The organism is Bacteroidota bacterium, assembly GCA_041658205.1.
In the GTDB taxonomy this organism is placed as follows: Bacteria; Bacteroidota; Ignavibacteria; order UBA10030; family UBA8401; genus UBA8401.
On sequence record JBBAAO010000001.1, the window covers coordinates 231,979 to 252,019 of the forward strand.

General features: G+C 40.7%; 19 protein-coding genes. 6 read left to right on the top strand and 13 right to left on the bottom strand.

Annotated elements, in window-relative coordinates; translation table 11 throughout:
• Positions 1–2 precede the first annotated feature (2 nt).
• Genes WDA22_00890 through WDA22_00905 form a run of 4 tightly spaced genes read left to right on the top strand, consistent with a single transcriptional unit; the run spans position 3 to position 3,387 of the window.
• Positions 3–1,106 (top strand): ATP-grasp domain-containing protein, encoded by a 1,104-nt coding sequence (locus WDA22_00890; GenBank protein ID MFA5832007.1) that lies wholly within the window; start codon positions 3–5, stop codon positions 1,104–1,106.
• Positions 1,106–1,579 (top strand): GNAT family N-acetyltransferase, encoded by a 474-nt coding sequence (locus tag WDA22_00895; protein MFA5832008.1) that lies wholly within the window; start codon positions 1,106–1,108, stop codon positions 1,577–1,579. The genes WDA22_00890 and WDA22_00895 overlap by 1 nt, the downstream gene beginning before the upstream one ends.
• A gap of 44 nt (positions 1,580–1,623) precedes the next feature.
• The gene (locus tag WDA22_00900) at positions 1,624–2,781 is read left to right on the top strand and encodes a KamA family radical SAM protein (GenBank protein ID MFA5832009.1); all 1,158 of its coding nucleotides are present in this window, start codon (positions 1,624–1,626) and stop codon (positions 2,779–2,781) included.
• Between the two features lie 48 nt (positions 2,782–2,829).
• Positions 2,830–3,387, top strand: coding sequence for a hypothetical protein (locus tag WDA22_00905; GenBank protein ID MFA5832010.1), 558 nt, complete (start codon positions 2,830–2,832; stop codon positions 3,385–3,387).
• On the opposite strand, the gene WDA22_00910 is transcribed toward WDA22_00905, so the two are convergent.
• From WDA22_00910 to WDA22_00945, 8 genes are all read right to left on the bottom strand, one after another.
• Positions 3,381–5,321 carry a response regulator gene (locus tag WDA22_00910; GenBank protein MFA5832011.1) on the bottom strand — a complete coding sequence of 647 codons (1,941 nt, stop codon included), beginning with the start codon at positions 5,319–5,321 and terminating at the stop codon, positions 3,381–3,383. The genes WDA22_00905 and WDA22_00910 overlap by 7 nt on opposite strands.
• Before the next feature lie 86 nt (positions 5,322–5,407).
• Positions 5,408–5,851 (bottom strand): response regulator, encoded by a 444-nt coding sequence (locus WDA22_00915; GenBank protein MFA5832012.1) that lies wholly within the window; start codon positions 5,849–5,851, stop codon positions 5,408–5,410.
• A gap of 5 nt (positions 5,852–5,856) precedes the next feature.
• Positions 5,857–8,838 (bottom strand): CHASE3 domain-containing protein, encoded by a 2,982-nt coding sequence (locus WDA22_00920; GenBank protein MFA5832013.1) that lies wholly within the window; start codon positions 8,836–8,838, stop codon positions 5,857–5,859.
• 202 nt (positions 8,839–9,040) lie between these two features.
• Positions 9,041–9,718 carry a response regulator transcription factor gene (locus WDA22_00925; protein ID MFA5832014.1) on the bottom strand — a complete coding sequence of 226 codons (678 nt, stop codon included), beginning with the start codon at positions 9,716–9,718 and terminating at the stop codon, positions 9,041–9,043.
• On the bottom strand, positions 9,715–10,941 hold the full coding sequence (locus tag WDA22_00930; protein ID MFA5832015.1) for an ATP-binding protein: 1,227 nt from the start codon (positions 10,939–10,941) through the stop codon (positions 9,715–9,717). The genes WDA22_00925 and WDA22_00930 overlap by 4 nt, the downstream gene beginning before the upstream one ends.
• A 49-nt stretch (positions 10,942–10,990) precedes the next feature.
• Positions 10,991–11,485 (bottom strand): hypothetical protein, encoded by a 495-nt coding sequence (locus WDA22_00935; protein MFA5832016.1) that lies wholly within the window; start codon positions 11,483–11,485, stop codon positions 10,991–10,993.
• Positions 11,470–12,102, bottom strand: a complete 633-nt coding sequence (locus WDA22_00940; GenBank protein ID MFA5832017.1) for a hypothetical protein — start codon at positions 12,100–12,102, stop codon at positions 11,470–11,472. Before WDA22_00940 ends, WDA22_00935 begins: the two co-directional genes overlap by 16 nt.
• Positions 12,103–12,108: 6 nt before the next feature.
• The gene (locus WDA22_00945; protein ID MFA5832018.1) at positions 12,109–12,504 is read right to left on the bottom strand and encodes a hypothetical protein; all 396 of its coding nucleotides are present in this window, start codon (positions 12,502–12,504) and stop codon (positions 12,109–12,111) included.
• 125 nt (positions 12,505–12,629) lie between these two features.
• On the opposite strand from WDA22_00945, the gene dnaG reads away from it, so the two are divergent.
• Entirely contained in the window at positions 12,630–14,492 is a 1,863-nt protein-coding gene (gene dnaG, locus WDA22_00950; GenBank protein MFA5832019.1) for a DNA primase, read from the top strand.
• Positions 14,493–14,502: 10 nt separating this feature from the next.
• Entirely contained in the window at positions 14,503–15,684 is a 1,182-nt protein-coding gene (locus WDA22_00955) for a DUF3095 domain-containing protein (protein ID MFA5832020.1), read from the top strand.
• Between the two features lie 81 nt (positions 15,685–15,765).
• Here WDA22_00955 and WDA22_00960 read toward each other — a convergent pair whose 3' ends face one another.
• From WDA22_00960 to WDA22_00980, 5 genes are all read right to left on the bottom strand, one after another.
• Positions 15,766–16,128 (bottom strand): c-type cytochrome domain-containing protein, encoded by a 363-nt coding sequence (locus tag WDA22_00960; GenBank protein ID MFA5832021.1) that lies wholly within the window; start codon positions 16,126–16,128, stop codon positions 15,766–15,768.
• A 15-nt stretch (positions 16,129–16,143) separates the two neighbouring features.
• Positions 16,144–16,509: a c-type cytochrome domain-containing protein gene (locus tag WDA22_00965; protein MFA5832022.1), complete on the bottom strand. Its 366-nt coding sequence runs from the start codon at positions 16,507–16,509 to the stop codon at positions 16,144–16,146.
• A gap of 14 nt (positions 16,510–16,523) precedes the next feature.
• The gene (locus WDA22_00970) at positions 16,524–17,174 is read right to left on the bottom strand and encodes an IPT/TIG domain-containing protein (protein MFA5832023.1); all 651 of its coding nucleotides are present in this window, start codon (positions 17,172–17,174) and stop codon (positions 16,524–16,526) included.
• 14 nt (positions 17,175–17,188) lie between these two features.
• Entirely contained in the window at positions 17,189–18,322 is a 1,134-nt protein-coding gene (locus tag WDA22_00975) for a hypothetical protein (protein ID MFA5832024.1), read from the bottom strand.
• Positions 18,323–18,451: 129 nt separating this feature from the next.
• The gene (locus WDA22_00980) at positions 18,452–19,543 is read right to left on the bottom strand and encodes a VWA domain-containing protein (protein ID MFA5832025.1); all 1,092 of its coding nucleotides are present in this window, start codon (positions 19,541–19,543) and stop codon (positions 18,452–18,454) included.
• Positions 19,544–20,041: the final 498 nt, after the last annotated feature.

The following is a 20,041-nucleotide window of genomic DNA, read 5'->3' on the forward strand; positions in this document are numbered from 1 at the left end:
TAATGTCAACACCTGTTCACATAGCGATTATCTATAATGAACCGACAATCGAGACCGATAATGGTCGAGAGTTTGCGTTTACCTCGGGGGTCGATCATGGACATAGCGGTGTGTGGGTATCTGCAGCCAAATCGGATGGGAGAATTGATCTTTCTGAAGTGGGTGTGATTGAAGAGAAAGAGGATATTCAAACCGCACTCCGCGCAATCGGTTATGAGACTTCGATCTTCAATATGTCTGATGATCTGGATCGTTTTTTAGCATATATCAAAGCGATGCAGCCCGAAGTGATCTTCAATATGGTGGAAAGTTTGGGTGACAATGCCATTCACGAAATGCATGTTGCTGGTATTTATGAACTGCTTGGCATTTCTTATACCGGTTCCGGTCCTTGGACACTCGGTACATGTTTAAATAAGGCTCGGACAAAAGAATATTTGTTGCACAACGGAATTCCAACTGCAAAATTCAAACTAGTCGCAGACGTGAATCAGTTAACGGCGCAGAATTTCCAGTTATCATTTCCGATTATTGTGAAACCGAGTGCTGAAGATGCGAGCGTTGGAATCGATAATAATTCCATCGTCAATACATTTGATGAGTTGAAAGAACGCATAGACTTTATTGTCAAGAAATTTGAAGAACCGGCGCTGATTGAAGAATATATTGAGGGAAGAGAATTGAATGTTGCAATCATCGGAAATGATCCTCCATTGGTTCTTCCGATTTCTGAGATAGATTTTTCTGGATTGCCTGCCCATTATCCGAAAATTGTTACCTACGATGCAAAATGGATGGATGGAACGAAAGAGTTTGAAGGAACAAAAGGAATTTGCCCGGCACCATTACCGGATAACGTTGCGTTGGAAGTGAAAGATGTTGCCCTTCGTGCATACAAACTCATGGGTTGCAGGGATTATGCTCGGGTTGATATCCGTCTTTCGAAATCAATGCAACCATTTGTACTGGAAGTCAATCCAAACCCGGATCTTTCGGATGATGCCGGATATTTTCGTTCAGCTAAAACGTACGGGTTGTCGTATGCCGATGCGATCGGAAAGATTGTCGGCTTTGCCGTTGAGCGGCATAAAGAAAAGAAAAAGTAATGTTAGTACGGAAAACGGAACGGCAGGATTTTGATGCGATACGTTCCATTGTCATTGCTACGGAGGTATTTAGTCAAGAAGAGATCGGTATTGCTGTTGAACTGCTTGAAATTTATCTGAACGATCCAAACCAGCAGGATTACGAAATTTTTTCGTATGTGGACGGGGAAGGAAAAGTTGCAGGGTATATTTGTATCGGACCAACACCCGCAACGGTTGCAACATTCGATCTTTACTGGATCGCTGTCGATCCGACAACACAGAGTAAGGGGATTGGAACAGTGCTGTTGAATTATACGGAGGATGTATTGCGACAGAGAGGAGGGCGATTGTTGATTGCCGAAACATCATCGACATCGAAGTACGATAATACGCGCCAGTTTTATGAGCGGAAGAAGTTTCAAAAGCTAGCACATATAAAAGAATATTATAAACCGAATGATGACTTGGTCATCTACGGCAAGTACCTTTAGATTTTTTACAAATTCATATTTTATCACAATAGAAGGCACTTTTTATGGAACTCTGGCAGGAAATGCTAAGAGCAAGCGTTGACAGCGGTAAAGATCTTGTGGACAGATTCGGTTTTGATAAAGAACTTGCAGAAAAACTGAATTCACTGTTTCATATTCGTATCAATCCATATTACTTAAGTCTGATACGATATCCTAACGACCCGATCTGGCTGCAATGTATTCCCGATGCGAAAGAATTGGAAGAAGACGGCTTCCCAGATGATCCGCTGAACGAAGATGCTCACAGCCCTGTTCCCAGTATTACCCATCGTTATCCAGACAGAGTGCTTTTCTTAACGACAAGCCAATGTTCCATGTATTGCCGATTTTGTACGCGCAAACGCAAAGTAGGAGATTCTGGCAAAATCAGTATGAAATATATTCAAACCGGTTTGGACTATATCGCAGCGCATCCTGAGATTCGCGACGTCATATTATCCGGTGGCGATCCGTTGATGCTGACGGACGTAATGTTGGAAAAAATAATTGCCGGGCTCCGCGCAATTCCGCATGTGGAGATTATTCGTCTTGGCACAAAGATGCCGTGCGTGCTTCCGCAGCGTATTACACCCGCCCTTGTGAATATGATAAAAAAATATCATCCAGTATATGTAAACACACACTTTAACCATCCCTGGGAGATTACACCGGAAGCAAAACGCGCTTGCGAAATGCTTGCTGATGCCGGAATTCCTGTGGGAAATCAGGCTGTGTTGATGAAAGGTGTCAACGATGATCCTGATGTGATGCTTGAATTGATGCGTAAACTGCTTGCCATTCGCGTTCGTCCATACTATTTGTATCAGGCGGATATTACCAAAGGGGCAAATCATTTCAGAACACCAGTCAGCGTCGGTTTGGAGATTATGGACAAGCTTCGCGGCCATACATCCGGATTGGCGATACCTGCCTATGTGATTGATGCTCCCGGCGGCGGGGGAAAAATTCCGATTCTTCCGCAATATGTGCTTGGAAGAAACGGCAACAATATTATCATGCGTAATTTTAAGTACGAGATTTATGAATATCCGGATGTTGAGGAGGAGGAGAAAAAAGTCTCCGCCGATCAACAACAGATTGAGAAAAAATATCTGCGGAAACGGAAGAGCGTACAGCGCAAGAAAACCTACAAGAAAGAAAAAGTGGAAGTGGCATCATAACCATAGACAAAGTCCCGCCTCGTGCGGGATTTTTATTTTTACAATCCCATGGCAAAATCGAATTTAATTATTATGCTGTTTGGTTGTGGTTTATTGCTTTATATAGTAATTCTTCTTCCATTTCACCTTTATACTCCTACGCGGACATTCGATCCCCCTCATCTTCTCTGGCTGATTCATCTCATTCTTCTTTATATCCATGAAGCTGGGCATCTGATCTTTTCACTATTCGGAAGGACAATATCTATTCTGGGTGGTTCGATAAATCAGATATTGATTCCGTTGATCTGGTTCTTTGTTGCCAAAAGGGAACAATCCATATTATCGAATGTTGCACTCTTTTTTACCGGTGTCAGCATTGTAGATGTTAGTCTATATATCAAAGATGCCGGTATGTTGCAACTTCCATTAATCGGAGGGTTGAGCATGTCGCATCATGATTGGGCAAATCTCCTTAATGAATGGAGATTGATCGAGTATAGTTATACGATGGGTGAGGTAATGTTTTGGTGTGGAATGGGAATTGCCATCTATGGATTATATTCTTGTATTGCAACTACGCTACAAACCTACAGAACTACTTCAAAAACTCCATTCTCTTATTGAGATCCTGAAAGTGTTGAGTGTATTGTGTTCAATAATTTTTGGACTGTATACGGTTTTGGCAGCATTACGGCATCATACTCCTTCATCATTTCATTTTCAATATGCATGGTCGGATTACCGCTGGCGATGATAATTTTTATCGACGGTTTTATTTTTTTAAGGACAGGAATGGTTTTGGAACCATCTAACAGAGGCATAATCATATCACAAATAACAAGTTGAATTTCATTACTCAGTTTTGTGAAGAGTGCAATTGCTTCTGCGCCGTCTCGCGCGGTAATAGTCTTAAAGTTGCTTGATTCCAATGCTTCTTTTGCAATCTGAAGCATGGATGATTCATCATCAACAATCATAATAAGTTCTTCATGTCCAAATGGGATTACCGATGGTTGTTCAATGTCTTTTTGAGTATGTACTGTGCGGGAGGGCAAATATACTTTAAACTTCGATCCTGTTCCAACCGTACTTTCCACCTCAATAAAACCGCTGTGGTTTTGTACGATGGACTGCACTGTTGAAAGGCCTATCCCTGTCCCTTTACCAATTTCCTTGGTCGTGAAAAATGGATCAAAAATTTTTCCCACAATTTCAGTCGGTATTCCATCTCCCGTGTCTTCCACCGTGATTTGAATATATGAGCCTGGTTTAATGACACGTCCTTGTGCCGAACGTGAAGTTAAAAGTTGAAAATTATTACATTGTAAAGACAGAACACCCCCTGACGGCATGGCATCGCGGGCATTCACACAAAGATTCAATAGTATCTGATGCAGTTGTGTATGGTCTCCCATAATCATGTCGGTTTTGGTGTCCATCATGACACGGACATCGATAGATTTTGGAAATGTTTCTTTTATAATGCTTTCAATTTCCTGCAGAATCGATTTCGGCGAAAAGACCGTTGTTTCCTGGTTTGCTCCTCTGGCAAAAAGTAAAATTTGTTTCACCATATTTGTGCCGCGGTGAATACCCCCTTCTATCATTGCCAAGAATTTTTTACTATTCTCATCATGCAATTGCCGTTGCAGTAACGGTATGGCTAATAACATTGGACCAAAAACATTGTTCAAATCATGCGCAATACCGCCGGCAAGTTCGCCAATACTTTCCATCCGTTGTGAACGGTAGTACCGTGCTTCCAATTCCTTTTTATCTGTAACATCATCGGCAACTCCTAGAATTTGAACAGGTATCTTGTTTTCATCAGTGCTGAAGATTGTCGTTCGGGAATACACCCACCGCCAGTTTCCTTCAAAGTGCTTTATCCGATAGGTAAAATCGACAACTTCTCCTCCAATCGAAGGTTTATGCCAAGTGTCGATTGCAATGAATTTTGCATGGTCTTCGGGGTGCAGCATTTGCTTGGCAACATCTTTTTGTTGAATAATGTTATTCGGAGAATATCCAAGTGCTTGTTGTATGCTGTTATTCACCCAAACAATAACATCCGTGCGAAGGTCATACACATAGATAATATTGGGTGTTGTATCCATAATTTTTTGTATGAATTTCTCCCGGTCCTTCAATTCACGTTCGATTGTCTTAAGATGACGCTTTTCTACTGCTTCCGTTAACGCCCTCTTTACGGCGGATGGCAACCGTTTTAAATTATTCTTAAGGATATAGTCCGTTGCTCCTTGCTGCAGACTTTCAACGGCATATTCTTCTCCGATGTTGCCGGAGACAAAAATGAATGGAATATCAGGATGTATTTTTTGGAGATCGAATAATGCCGATTTACCATCATAGGCGGGTAGAGAAAAGTCCGAAATGATGAGGTCGTAATGTTCCGTCTGTAATCGGTTGAGGAAATCTTCTTTTGTTTCTGTTCGGATTATATTGACGTTTAAACCGCTTTCTGTGAGGAATGCGTTCACCAATTCATAATCAGCTATACTATCTTCAAGATGGAGAATTGATATTAGTTTTCCCATAGACATGTTCTTTCAAAATTTCCTATACTCATCATTTCGAGTGACTGCACAATTCATTTTTTGGTCATCTCATGAACGATTCATAATTAATTCCCCGGAGGTGTTTCATTGATTAACGCCCAGAATAAGCCTACCTGATGTACCGCAGTTGTAAAATCTGAAAAAATTACTGGTTTAACGACATAAGCATTTACGCCGAGATTATATGCTTCTAAGAGATCTTTTTCTTCACGCGACGAAGTGAGCATCACAACCGGAATAGTTTTCGTTTCCGGATACAACTTTAGTTGGCGAAGGACTTCAATACCATCTACTTTCGGCATTTTAATATCCAACAGAATTACTGCGGGATTTTCTTTTTTCCGTTCTGTATACATTCCACGATAGAACAGATAATCTAATGCCAGTTCGCCGTCAGATAAATGAATAACGTCATTGGCGAGGTTATTGTCAGAAAGTGCCTCCAAAGTTAATTCAGCATCGCGTATGCTGTCTTCTACTAAAAGGATACGTTTAAATTTTTGATCCATATTCATTAACCTTTCGAATTTAATGGTAATGAAAAATAAATAGTTGCACCTTCATTCACTGCTCCTTCAGCCCACGTTTTACCACCGTGACGGTGAATGACCCGTTGAACGTTCGCAAGACCGATTCCTGTACCTTCAAACTGTGAACTGGAATGTAAGCGTTGAAAGACTCCGAATAATTTGTGGCGATATTGCATATCGAATCCTACGCCATTATCACTGACGGAAAAAACATGCGAATTATTTTGTATTTCGTGACGGACTGTGATCACCGCTTGTTCACGTCCACGGGAATATTTTATTGAATTAGCGAGCAGATTCATTAACACCACACGCATCATTGCAGCATCGGCTGTGATGACCGGAAGTTGTGCGATCTTCCAATCGATCGTACGGTCTTTGATGTCTGGAGCAAAGGAAGTAATTACTTCAGTGATGATTTCATTTAAGTTTACATTAGTAGAAATCAATTCTGATCTTCCCATTCTGGAGAATACGAGCAAATCGTCAATGAGTTGCCCCATTTGTTTTGCAGAATCTGCAATAATGGTTAGATATCGAGTTGCTTTCTCACTCAGCGTATCGGTTGTCTGTTTTTGTAAGAGATCAATAAATCCGTTAATGTGACGTAACGGCGCACGGAGATCATGGGAAACAGAATAGGAGAACGCTTCAAGTTCGCTATTGGATCGATGTAGTTCCTGATTCAGTTTTTGCAACTCCTGCGTTCTTTGGAATATCTCAATTTCCATTTTTTCCAATCGTGATAGCATCTCCGGCGACTGTTCTTTATGCACATGGTCTTGCTTGTTCAGTACAAATTCTGTCACATCTTCCACACGGTGGATAATGAATGCAATCTTTTTTTCGGAACTAAAGACCGGAGAATTTACCGGACTCCAATATCGTATTTCAAATCCGCCGCCTGCTGCTTCCGGTTTCCGGACATCGTATTTTTGAATCGCCATAGTATCGCTCATTCCGGTCGCTAAGACTCTAGTCAACGATTCGTGGAGATTTTTTACTCCATCGGCAGCGGGATCATTAGGATTATCGGGAAATACTTCAAACAGATGCTGGCCGACAATATTTTCACGTTTGGTCATTGTTGCTTCCAGATACGCATCGCTTGCGCCTTCTATAGTGAGATCCGGTTTCAATACGAGAAATAACCCCGGAACAGATTCAAATAGTGACCTGAACTGTTGCTGCAATTCTTCAATTTGTTTTGTCCGCTCTTTGACCATTTCTTCCAAATGGTCGTGATAGGAACGTAATTTTGCATTCAGTTTTTTTTGTTGTGTGATATCAACTGAAAGAATAAACACTCCTTCGGGAACAGGTTCAAGACTGAGGTTGAACCATCCAACCGTTCCATCGGCAAATTTAAACTCATTTTCCATTTGAATATGGTTGCGATGATGTAAACACATCTGAAGTTTTTTATAAAAATCGCTCTCCTCAATTCCCGGATACATTTCCATCATTCTCTTTCCAAGCAATCCTTGTGTAGTTTGATGACCTTGTTTTGCGGCAACATTGTTGATGTAGACATACCGGAAATCAAAATCGATAATCTGACAACCTTCCTGCATATTATCCAATGTATGGCGATGACGTTCTTCACTTTTTCGAAGCATCTCAGTCCGCTCAGTAACCCGAACTTCCAGATATTCATTTGCCAGTCGAAGTTTTTCTTCTGCCTCTTTCCTTCCAGTCAGATCCTGCTGAATACCCACAAACATAAATCCAAAAATGATCAGCACAACTACAATAAGCGCAATATTGGTAGAAATGGTTTCCTCTATTCGAAAATTGCGATCGGAGGTCTGTTGTATTAACCGACTATTTTCCCGTGACTCCATCAAGGTAATCACCTGTCTCAATGAATCCATAAAGACATGCCCATGTCCATTAATGATAAGGGTCTTCGCCTCATCATATCGCTGCATTCGAACGAGGTAAATTTCATTCTGAAGAATAGTATTATGACTGCTGAGGAGCGATTCGACAGTCTGAAGCGCTTCAACTTGTTGGGAATCTTCAGCAAATAATATTTTCAATGTCTGCAGTAATTCAGGAATTGTTTCTACGGAATTAATGTATGGTTCAAGGAAGTGTTCCTGGTGTGTAATGGCAAAACCACGCGATGCAGTTTCTGCGTCCTTTGCCAGTGAAATCAACGATTCAAGATGTTCCAACGCGCTGTACGTACGGATGACGTTGCTGCTGGCGCCAACAGAACGCATTGTGTTTTGGTATGAAATAAGGCTGACGATGAGCACCGATGCGAGGGCTAGACTGAAACCGGATAATATTTTTTTATCGGTTGAAATGTGGTTGTTTGAATTTCGAACATTTTCCCGCTGAAGAATAAGAAAGATAGTTCCAATACCTAGTGCACCGAACGCTATTGATGTATTTAATGCAAGTGGGATAGTGGATGTACCATAAAACATTGGCGTGCCGATTGCGTAGGAGATGGAAAATAATATTCCCAGCGTACAGACAATAATCGAAAGTGTGAAAGCAATATTTTCAAACATATCGGCGCGACGTTGCACGGTCAGCAACAACAATGATACCGATGCACAGATGAATAAGATGGCAGTAAAAAATGCCATCTTTCCGATAGGAAACTGACCCGATGAAGAATCCTGTACCGTTAAGACCATTGAATCAATAGAATCCTGAAAAATTCCGAAATGGGCTGCGATGGTAAGCGAAGTGAAAGTGCATACAAACAATACCAAGAGGCGACTTGTTCTACGAATGACGGTTGAGGGTTGGGAATTGCGTGAACAAATTGAGAGAGTGATTCCCAATAGTACAAAACCAACAGCAGTATTGGGTGCCATGGGAATATATTGTTGAAAAAAACTCGTCAACAGTGGAAAGTTAAAGAACCATCCTACAAGAGCGGCAGAACCAATGACAACGGTAAGGAGAGAGGTAGCGAAACTTATTGCGCCATATCGGTGGCTCATATTTTCTCGCTCGAATTGTTTGTTGATTTATTCTCAATGCGGGGAAAACATTGGTTAAAATCATATATAGCAAATAAGAACAAGATTCTTATTCGATTTTTATAGCAGAAGGCATCAAATTTCTTTAAAAAGTTAATAATTCCAGCAGGGATTATCAATACCGTAATCTGGGTATATCTCAAATTACGGTTATTGATGAATTTTAATCGACAAGGTGATGGTCGTACGCTTTGGCTACGAGAGTGTGTTTACTGTGGACGTTTAATTTGTGATAGATGTTTTTTATGTGTGTTTCAACGGTAAAATGACTGATGTTGAGAATTTCAGCAATGTCGTTTATGCTCAGTCCCTTCACAATGAATTTAATGACTTCTTCTTGCCGTTTGGATAAGTGATATTCCGGAGGTTCTATTTTTTCTTTCGTCGATGGAATAAGAGCGCTTAATATTTTTTTTGTAATCATCGGATCGAGCGGGACACCTCCATGAAATGCTGTTTCTATTCCACGAATAATATCCTGAGAAGAGGAAGTTTTCAATAAATATCCTGAAGCCCCGCGTTTTAATGCAGTTTTAATATCTTCTTCATCATCAACGGCAGTTAACATCAAAATAATGGAATGCGGAGAAATCTTTAAAATTTGTTCAATGGAATCAAGTCCAGTCTGGACAGGCATTTTAATATCTAATAACAATACGGATGGAGGATTAGGTTTTGATGACAGTTGTTTAAGCGCTGATGCTGCCGAATGGAAAAAAGCTTCACAACGTATTGTTTTACTGGAATTCAATGATTCGGCAAGGGCTTTGCAATAATTTATATTATCGTCAACAATCCATGCATTGATAAACTGTTTTTTGTTTTTCTGACTTACGGTCATTTTCTTCCGTTCCGATACAGTGGAAACACGACATTGATTATCGTGCCATGATCAATAGTACTTTGCAGTGCAATGCTCCCGCCGTGCTCTTTCACAATACTTTGGACAATCGATAACCCCAATCCTGTCCCTCCGCGGTCACGTTTTGTAGAATAAAACGGTTCAAAAACTCTATCATGATCTTGCTCGGGTATTCCCGTTCCAGTATCGGCAATGGATATCATTACCAGATGATCAGTAAAATCGTTTTTCCCGATAAACCGTGCTACATCATCCGGTGCAATTCGTTTTAATGAAACTGTCACCGTTCCGCCGTTCGGCATTGCGTCTCTTGCATTCTCCATCAAATTAAGAAATACCTGATTCAACCGTTGTTGATCACCAAGAATTGTAAAATGTGGAATTTTTGGTGGTACCCTTGCCTTGACATTCTTTTTTGCTTTACGATTAAATCGTTCAACAGATTGTTTAATGATGCGGCCAAGTTCTACTTTTTGACGAACAATCGGAACCTTGCCGCCGACGGAAAGAATAGTTTTGACGAGAATCATCCCATCGTCTGCACTTTTTTGTGCAGTGGTAAGTATCGTTCTTCCTTTTTTCGATGTTACATGTTTGTGCAGCGACTGCACCGACATCTGGATTGGGGCAAAAATATTTTGAAGATCGTGCGCAACACTGTTGGTCAAAAGAGAAATCGTTTCCATTTTTTGCGCTCGAACATACGCCCGTTCAAGCTGTTTCTTTTCTGAAATGTCGAGAATAACAACATGGGTTAATTGATCTGCATGAGAATTTCTGGCAGAAAACAGTAGCCATTGTTCTTTGCCATCTGGCCCAGTCATTCGAAGTTCACGTTCGGTGACACGGTCATACGTTGATAATAATGTGCGAATTTCATTGACATATTGTTCCGGAATTTCCTTGAGTCTGGTTTCTAAAGCAGGTATGGAATCAGCATGAAAAATAGCAAGCATGGAACTATTCGCATCATAGACTTTCATAGCGCGGTTGTCTAATTTCATCATTCCCGCGAGAGAATTTTCAAACAATGCCTTATACCGTTCTTCGCTTTTGTTGATTTCATCGATCTTGGTTTGCTGTTCATTGATGATTCTTTTATTGCTGAAGATCAAGATAAATATGTACGCTACGGCAAAGAGAATAATGATACTACTGGAGAGAATAATGACGGCAATCGTATCGTTTGGGAAAAAATGCATGATGCAAGATTAGAGAATGTAATGAAGATCAAACATCGCAGTCAATTGTTTAACCGATTCGTTTTTCAGCCGTCATTAACACAACAACGGCATGAGCCAAATTTTCCGATTCTTCTTTTTTTGCCGAAAGCAGAAATCTTCGTTTAATTCCGCTGGCTGTTGCAAATTCAATCTCAAAGGATTCAATGATTCCTTTGTGTTTCAACGTTGTTTCAATGGCATTGGTTTGGCCATTGGGGAGGTCGCTCAGAACGCGTTGAAGATCATAATCTGTTTCCACATTGAACATATCCAAAATAGTTTGGTTCGCTTCAAAGACGATTAATGGGGCAAAACTGAACTTCATCATCCCTGCCAACGAGGTCTCAAAGAGCGCTTTATAGCGCTGTTCGCTCTTCTTGACCTCGTCGAACTTCTTTTGTTGTTCAACAATTATTCTTCGGTTGCTTGATACCAGAACAGCAACATATGCCAATGCAAATAAAAGAATAATTGCACTTGCCAATACTATGACAAGGATTGAATCATCTAAAATATCTTGCACCAAAAACTCCTGGTAAAAAATAGATTTGCAATAATTGTGAATCCCCAATTGATATGCCACAACAATATGAAATAATCAATACCCATCTTTAAAATGGTATTGCTCATGCTGAGCACAACAATTGTCCCTGCACTATACAAAATAATACCTGTTCCAATCCAAAAGAGAGAATGTGAATACATCGATTCATGGGTCGTCCGAAACAAGTGTTCAATAATAATCAATGAGGAGGCAAGCATGAGAAAATTTGCAACTGTAGCGATGGATTCTTGGAATTCATGAGGAAAGGGATGTAAGGCAAAATCTGTTATCCAAAAGAGCAGATATAACATTGCAAAAACTTTGAGACTCTGCTTCACAACAGGGCGCTGGCTCCAATGGTAGTATAACCAAAAGATGCATTCAAGCTGTACTAAACGATAGATATTTGAAAGCTCCTGATTTGAAATTCCGAATCGACCCAGAATAAATTCAGCAATGATATGGAATACTGAATAGATACAGAAAATTGTAAATATTTTCAGATATCTGTTCTGATTTTTCCAACGTATTAAACCAACGACTGCTGGTAAAAGATAAAATGCAGAAGCTATATGTGCAAAAATAGGGATTTTCATTCCTGATTATTTTCCCAATTCCGTCGTTACATCGCAAAAAGGAGGACATGGATAAATTGATTCTGCAATTGTGCTTGTCGTCATATCTTTCCCTGTACTGTCAACTCCAACAGCAATAAGGGTCGGATTACCATCGTCAGTTTTTCCAAAATAGAATCTCAATCCAATCACCCCTTTTTGTGCCAACATTTTATCAAACACATCTCGATAAAACATTCCACCTTTTATCTTCATTTGCATTGCGTCTTTTTTTAAGTTCGCAATGTATTTTTTTGCACTGTCTAATGACACTTCATGGCTGTGTGTCTTTTTTGGTAAAGACTGTGCGAATACTGTTTGAGATGACACGATGACAGCAAGCAGTATGATGACAAAAGCCAAACGACTGGAGATTGTTTTCATATAATCCTTTCAATGTATGTTGTGGGAGTAAAAAACTGCAACGGATTAGATTGCCAAACATAAGAAAAAAAACAACGCATCTCAAATTATTTCACTATCAAACAAATTCTGACTATCTTCTCTCCATGAAAATTCCGCAGGAGAAAATAGATGAGATTCGCGCTGCCTCCGATGTTGTTGATGTCATATCGACATATGTGAAACTGAAAAAGCGGGGAAAAGATTATCTTGGATTGTGTCCCTTTCATCAAGAAAAAACTCCTTCATTCAGTGTCAGTTCAGCCAAACAATTGTTTTATTGTTTTGGGTGTCATCGCGGCGGCGATGTTGTGAAGTTTGTAATGGAATATGAAAAATCGTCGTATGTTGAGGCTCTGGAACAACTTGCAGAACGTGCCGGAATCGCTATTACTCGCACAGAAGAGGCATATGAATCGGCAAATGAAACAGAAAAACTCTATTCCGTTATGTCGTTTGCAGCGAGATCATTTTTCAATAATCTTACCAAAACAACGGAAGGGGAATTTGCACTTAATTATTTCCGCGGACGTGGCTTTACCGCTCAAACAATGACGGCATTTGGTCTTGGATATTCATTGCGCAGCTGGGATGCTCTTGTAAAAAAAACACAGGAAGAGGGAATTGATCCGGAGAATCTCGCAAAAGTCGGTTTAGTAAAGCGGAGAGATGATGGAACTCAATATGACACGTTTCGTGGGAGAGCAATGTTTCCCATCTTTAATACCACGGGAAGAGTGATCGCATTTGGCGCCCGGAAATTATATGATGATGACACGCTGGGGAAGTACATTAATTCTTCTGAAACTCCTATCTACCATAAAAGTAAAATGTTATACGGACTTTCTCAGGCGAAAGAAACAATCCGGGAACGTGATTTTGCCGTATTAGTAGAAGGGTATGCCGATCTGATTTCCGTTTTCCAGGCTGGTACGAAAAATATTGTTGCATCCAGCGGTACGGCGTTGACGACGGAACAGATTCAACTTATTTCCCGATATACAAAAAATATTACGCTTGTCTATGATGCTGATTCTGCCGGTGCAAATGCCATGATGCGTGGTGTTGATCTTATTCTGGAAGGTGGATTGGATGTGCGCATTGTGCAACTTCCCGAGGGAGATGATCCCGATTCATTTGTGCAAAAAAATGGCGGAGATGCGTTTGAAGAGCTGTTAAAAAAATCGGTCAGTTTCATCGATTACAAAGCAAATGAATTCCTACGGTCCGGAAAGTTTGAATCGCCGGAAGGAAAAACCGAAGCGATCAGAGGGCTTGTGCAATCAATCGCAAAGATCCCTGATCAGCTGAAGAGGTCATTTTTTATTAAAGATGTTGCCGAAAAATATAATCTGTATGAATCAACGCTCTACGGTGAATTGGAAAAATCGACTCGTCGTGTTCCTCAGAAATTTGTTCAGACAGTAAAATCGGAAATTCCTGAAGAGGAACGATCCACGAACGAACGGAAAGTCATCTCCGAAGAGATGCCAATGGAAGAAAAGGAGATCCTTTCCGCACTACTGGAAGATCCAAAAGAAATGATCCCGTTTGTGTTCGGGAATCTCACTCCGGAAAATTTTACGCATCCTTCATCAAGGGAAATTACTAGACTGATTTTAACTCTTTATGACGAGACGGGTGAAGTCGACGTTAATCATCTGCTGGAAATGGTGAAAGATGAAAAGGGAAAATCGATCGTGACCAACGTAACGTTTAACCGATATCAATTGGGAGAGCGATGGAGCAAGATCGGCAGCAGAGTGAGTGAAACACGGTTGTATGAGATAGCTCTTGGTGCGATTAAAACGCTCAAAAAGAAACATTTGGAAAACGATCTCGCTGAAAATCGCATTCAGATGAAGGACGCATCGTTGAACGGAATTGACACCATTCCATTTTTGAAACGGCAGCAGGAGATTATGCTTGCGCTCAAAGAAATTGATGCGTTGAAACTGATGAAAGGTTAGAGTATATCAAATGAGCAATGACTCATTTTATGAGCAGCTTCCCGCCATCGATCGGTTCGCCGATCTTTCCAATATCGATGTCTATAGCAAACTTCCGGATGATTGGTCTGTTGCCGTATCGGATGTAAAAAATTCCACCGGAATGATTTTGCAGGGAAAGTACAAGGAAGTAAATCTCATCGGTGCCTCTACCATCATGGCACTGTTGAATATCACGAAGTCATTTTCCATCCCGTTTATTTTTGGAGGAGATGGCGCCGCAATATGTATCCCCATATCACTCGTTGAACAAACTCGTCAGGCATTGTTAGCAACAAAAAATATGGCAATGGATCTGTATGGGATTGAGTTGCGTATTGGTATTGTTCCTATCAATTTTATTCGAGAACGAGGATATGATGTGCTGGTGGCCCGAAGCCGTCTTTCATCTTCGTTTACGCAAGCCGCATTCAGCGGTGGAGGATTGCAATTTGCTGAAGAGTGTTTGAAAGATACTGTCGCTGCAAAACAATTTTCCATTCAAGATGGTGATGTGGAGTCGAAAGGGGATTTTTCTGGACTGGAATGCCGATGGCAAAATATTCCGAGTGCACATGATGAGATTGTTTCTTTAATCGTGCAGGCGATCGGAAAAACGAATGATGAGCAAAACACCATCTATCGTGAGGTGCTTGCCACTATTAATACGATCTATGGAGATGATACGCAATGTCATCCTGTTCATCAAGACTATTTAAAGATGTCGCTCAGTGAGGGTACTCTTTCCGGTGAGTCGAATATTCGTTCGTACAACAATGGGAAAGCGTATCGTCTTTGGTATTGGTTAAAGATCCGCTGGAATGTGTTATTGGGAAAATGGTTAATGGCAGTGAACTATAAGACGAAAACAACCGAATGGGGAAGTTATAAGAAACGGTTGGTTCAAAACACCGACTTTAAGAAATTTGATGATAAGATCCGTCAGGTTCTTTCTGGTTCGATTCTACAGCGAGAAGAATTGGAACGATATCTTGCGCAAAAATTTAAAGAACGAAAATTAGTCTATGGAATTCATGTGGCATCGAATGCTTTAATTACGTGTCTGTTGTTTAATTACAGCGATGCCCATGTGCATTTAGTGGATTCTGATAACGGCGGTTATGCTCTTGCGGCGGTGAAAGTGAAGGAACAGTTGAAGGAGATTGAAGGATAGAAGTTCTGAAAGGTACGACAATATTATTAGTCAAAAAAAACCTTGTCGCAGACAAGGTTTTTTTTCTCACTACAATAAAACTCAATTGTCCTTTGCACCCTGGTCAATCCATCGTTTAATCAAATCGACCTCATCCTCTGTTAATTTTTTCTTCGAAAAGATCGGCATCTGTGCTCCTTTTGGAGGTTTCGGCAGCAGTTTAGCGATTATATAACTGTTAGCGCCATCGCCGGGAATGATCATATCTTTTGTCTTTCCGCTGCTTCTAATGAGTGCTACATTGTCCATGGCAAAGTTATTCGGATTCTCATCATCTTTTTCATGGCACTTCAAACATTTCGATTTGATCAACGGATATACATCTTTTGAATATGAAATCGTCTGCGCAACAGTGACGGTGCAGCTAAGGAGAATAAACAGACAAATCGATGATACTATCTTCATCAGGGAGTTTCCTTTTTAATTATTTTTTGCGCCTTGATCGATCCAAGTTGAAATTAACTCGATTAATTCATCATCAAGTGGTTTTTTCCCCCGCGGCATTTGTTTACCGAATGATGCCGTACCTCGTAATTTCATAATCAGAACACTCTCTTCTCCTTTCTTTGCTTTCACAACAGGACCGTGTTTGCTTTCGCCTTTCATCAATTCGTCGAAGCTGTCCAAATAGAGTCCGCTGGGGCTTTCATCTTCTGTGTTATGGCAGTTCAAACATTTCTTTTGAAAGATCGGCATAATCTCTTCTTTGAAAGAGATTTTGCCTTTTTTGCTTTGTGCTGCTGTAACAGTGAAAATGATACAAAGAATGAAGAATAGTTTTTTCATACATGAAGAGATAATTAATTGTTCAATGCACCTTGGTTAATCCAATCGATAAATTTCTGGATCTCAGCGGAGGACATGGGTGTTCCTCCTTGCGGCATCCTGCTTCCAAATCCTGCTGTACCTAACAGTTTTTTCACAATGTTGCTTCCGGCTCCGTTGCCCGGGATAACCGTATTTCCTGTTGAACCTCCTGCCAATATTGTTGCATAGGATGCGACACTGAATCCACCATTACCAGGATGGCAACTGGCGCAATTATACGCAGTAATAAGAGGAGAAATATCGGTTGAAAATTTTACCAATGTGACTGCGGCTAATGATTTGAACGATTTTGTGTTACTAGATTTTCCGCCGACATTCACAGTAACATTTATGCTTCCGGACGAAACACCGGAAGGGACGACAGCTTTAATTTGTGTTGCACTCCATGAAACATATGTTCCGGCATTTGTTCCACCGAACGCGACAGTGCTGCTTCCGCGAGAGGTGCCAAAATTTGTACCAACAACCGTTATGGTGTCGTTTGTTTTACCCGAATCGGGAGACACCGATGTTAACGTAGGTGTCGGAACAGTTGCTGCAACGGGATCATCACCTTGATCTTCGCAAGCAGAGATAAAAAGTATCATTACAAGAAGAATGGTGGAAAGAATTTTTACGTTCATGGTTTGCAATCCTCTTACAAATAAAAATGGAACATAACGTGAAGTTCGTTGTTCGTTAACTCAGTTGGTTTTTCTTGATTGATCCGATAGAGCGGTCGCACTTCAACTCCGGTAAGCGGGAAGAACTCAGCACCGATGGTATATCGATTGATGGTTCCGTCTTTCAAATCGACATTTGGATCGTAAAATTCGTATCCTAGCTTCAAGTCAACACCGTTCAATACCAAGTAATTCAATTCCGCATACAGGATATTCCCCGAAACAAGTTTATTGAGTGTTGCATTGTGTGTTGTGATGATATCAAATTCTCCCTGCAACGTAAGATTATTATCGAATGTAAACACACCGAACGCTCCCATGATCTGCGTCTTTCCCGGACCGCCGGCAGTCGGCAAATTATAAAGAGAACCACCCAGGTTGAAATTCATAAAATCCATTTGAACATTTGTCTCGGCTCGAATTGCAATCGCTTTGTTTTTTGTTCCGGCAGTTCCGGCAAGCCCCCCTTTTCGTCCATTAAATAATCCGATATTCACGGTGAAAATGCTTGGGTTAAATCCAAATTCCAATCCGGTATCTTCGGCTCCTTGTCCAAATCCCAAACCGCCAGGATAGCCGGCGATTGCGGGATTGAGAGGGAAGAATGCACCGCTGCGGATTAAAAGATTATGATCATCCATTTTCAAACCGTATGCTGGAATAAAATTTCCCACTTTTATATAGCCTTCTAAAGGGAGAACTTTCGCAAGCCCGAATGCTTCGAACCCGCTGTAGAGCCCTTTGTCCAGATAAATGCGGAATTTTTTATTCAATCGAAGATCAAGGTAGAGATCTCCCTGCATTTGGAAGAAACTCGAATACGAATTTTGTTCCCGATAGTAGAACAATGTCCGGTAATCGATTCCGACTGTGAAGAAGTCATTTAACATCGGAGAGAATTCCTCAATGTCTGTCTGCTCCTTGTAGGTAGTCATCGTCAATTCTTCTCTTCCGTACGTTGAGCCAAATGTGCTGCGCATCCCTTTTCCGGTGGGATTAATGTGACATGATTGGCATTTTGCACCCTGACGTGTTGCAAATTTCGGCAGTGCGCCGGAACTTTGGACGATGAAGGTAAATATGAAAAGAAACAGCGATATGCGTTTCATTGAATTCCTCCGATAAGAAAATTCTGTAAATATTAATCTGCGTCAATGTATCAGAATCGGACGTAAATTTCAAGAGTTAATAGTATTGTTTTACTGATTTGTGACGGAAAGCGTATCCTCGACAGGAGGTTAGAATTTTTTTCTCCGGTTACGGATATAATCTACGAAGAGAAACTCCCCGAGGTTGTTCAGAGAAGAATAATAAGCGCGCCCCTTGTTTGCTTTGGTCAATTCCTCAACGAAATTGATCAGGTAAGGATCTTGCGCGATCATAAACGTGCTGATAGTAATCTTTTCGCGACGGCATTGAACCGCTTCATCCAATGTTTTATTGACAATCTTTGGATCCAAACCGAATGAATTTTTATACAATCGCCCTGAATCGTCGAACATTGCAGAAGGTTTCCCATCCGTGATCATGAAGATCTGTTTGTTTACATTACCGCATTTTCGGAGCAGGTTGCGCGCCATCTGCAATCCCGACCGGGTGTTTGTATGAAACGGCCCCACCTGTAAGAAAGGAATCTCCGCCAGACTGATCAGGCTGGCGTCGTCGCCAAAGGTAACGCACGCAAGAAAATCTTTCGGAAATTTTGTTTGAATCAGTTCAGCCAACGCCAGGGCAACTTGTTTTGCCGGAGTGATCCGATCTTCGCCGTATAAGATCATGCTGTGTGAAATATCGATCATCAGTACCGTGGCGCACGATGCGAGACTTTCTGTTTCGTACACTTCAAGATCATCTTCCTGAAGATTGAAGTCGTCGATGCCGTCACGTTTCAGGGCATTGGTGATTGTGGCAGTAAGGTCGATATTCGTCGGCATATCTCCGAATGTCCATTTTTTTGTTTCGCTCAATCGTTCAACGCCGTTGCCGGTATTAGGTGTTTCATGATTACCCATCGGATTCTTCTTCAGTGAAGAGAAGATTTCTTTCAGAGCATCTTGTCGTATTTTCTGTATACCCTTTGTTGTCAGCTCGAAATTGCTGTTCACTTCCTCGATGATTCCCGCTTCTTTCAACTTTTGGATGAGTTCTTCCATGGACATATTCTCATCAAACATGCCGTATTCTTCGGCAAGTTGACGGAGCCATTGTAGAGCTTCTTCAACATCACCGCTTGTCTGCAGTACGAGGTAGTTGAACAGTTTTGTTAACTGTTCAAGTCGCTGCTCGTCGGTGGAAGAATTTTCATTCCATTTACTGTATAAAAATTTCATACTGAATTAACAATTATCAATTGACAATGGAAAATTGAAATAAAAAAATGGAGAACGCATAATGATGAATGGAGAATGATTCGTTTATATTTATGTTATTGCATTTTATTTTGCCTTGCGGTTTTAATGCTAGAAGTAAGCATTTTTAATAATTCATCACAATGATTCAACAATGTTTTACTGGATAATTTTTCACACTCAAATATTCACTGATGTTACGCAAAACTGAAAATTCTTCTTATCTCGTCCCTAAAGGGACTCTCAATTTGGAAATCGTAATGTACTACAAATATTACGCGCCTACGGCGCTTTTAAAACCAATAAAAGCATAAACTAATTTGTATTTTCTGTTGTCCCGGTAGGGACAAGATGTTTGTAGAAGATCAAGCGAATCAATTTTCAAGTCCCTTTAGGGACGAAATATTTTTTCAATAATAAAGATGTGCGTAACATCAGTTATTCAATATAATTTTCAAGAGTTAGCGTTATCCACCAATG

Excerpts from the sequence above, each read along its gene's own strand:
- WDA22_00940 (MFA5832017.1), bottom strand. The coding sequence starts at position 12,102 with ATGAAAATCCCTATTTTTGCACATATAGCTTCTGCATTTTATCTTTTA.
- WDA22_00945 (MFA5832018.1), bottom strand. The coding sequence starts at position 12,504 with ATGAAAACAATCTCCAGTCGTTTGGCTTTTGTCATCATACTGCTTGCT.
- WDA22_00975 (MFA5832024.1), bottom strand. The coding sequence starts at position 18,322 with ATGAAACGCATATCGCTGTTTCTTTTCATATTTACCTTCATCGTCCAA.
- WDA22_00920 (MFA5832013.1), bottom strand. The coding sequence starts at position 8,838 with ATGAGCCACCGATATGGCGCAATAAGTTTCGCTACCTCTCTCCTTACC.
- WDA22_00970 (MFA5832023.1), bottom strand. The coding sequence starts at position 17,174 with ATGAACGTAAAAATTCTTTCCACCATTCTTCTTGTAATGATACTTTTT.
- WDA22_00925 (MFA5832014.1), bottom strand. The coding sequence starts at position 9,718 with ATGACCGTAAGTCAGAAAAACAAAAAACAGTTTATCAATGCATGGATT.
- WDA22_00890 (MFA5832007.1), top strand. The coding sequence starts at position 3 with ATGTCAACACCTGTTCACATAGCGATTATCTATAATGAACCGACAATC.
- WDA22_00915 (MFA5832012.1), bottom strand. The coding sequence starts at position 5,851 with ATGGATCAAAAATTTAAACGTATCCTTTTAGTAGAAGACAGCATACGC.
- WDA22_00955 (MFA5832020.1), top strand. The coding sequence starts at position 14,503 with ATGAGCAATGACTCATTTTATGAGCAGCTTCCCGCCATCGATCGGTTC.
- WDA22_00900 (MFA5832009.1), top strand. The coding sequence starts at position 1,624 with ATGGAACTCTGGCAGGAAATGCTAAGAGCAAGCGTTGACAGCGGTAAA.
- WDA22_00930 (MFA5832015.1), bottom strand. The coding sequence starts at position 10,941 with ATGCATTTTTTCCCAAACGATACGATTGCCGTCATTATTCTCTCCAGT.
- WDA22_00895 (MFA5832008.1), top strand. The coding sequence starts at position 1,106 with ATGTTAGTACGGAAAACGGAACGGCAGGATTTTGATGCGATACGTTCC.
- WDA22_00960 (MFA5832021.1), bottom strand. The coding sequence starts at position 16,128 with ATGAAGATAGTATCATCGATTTGTCTGTTTATTCTCCTTAGCTGCACC.
- WDA22_00910 (MFA5832011.1), bottom strand. The coding sequence starts at position 5,321 with ATGGGAAAACTAATATCAATTCTCCATCTTGAAGATAGTATAGCTGAT.
- WDA22_00980 (MFA5832025.1), bottom strand. The coding sequence starts at position 19,543 with ATGAAATTTTTATACAGTAAATGGAATGAAAATTCTTCCACCGACGAG.
- WDA22_00965 (MFA5832022.1), bottom strand. The coding sequence starts at position 16,509 with ATGAAAAAACTATTCTTCATTCTTTGTATCATTTTCACTGTTACAGCA.
- WDA22_00905 (MFA5832010.1), top strand. The coding sequence starts at position 2,830 with ATGGCAAAATCGAATTTAATTATTATGCTGTTTGGTTGTGGTTTATTG.
- dnaG (MFA5832019.1), top strand. The coding sequence starts at position 12,630 with ATGAAAATTCCGCAGGAGAAAATAGATGAGATTCGCGCTGCCTCCGAT.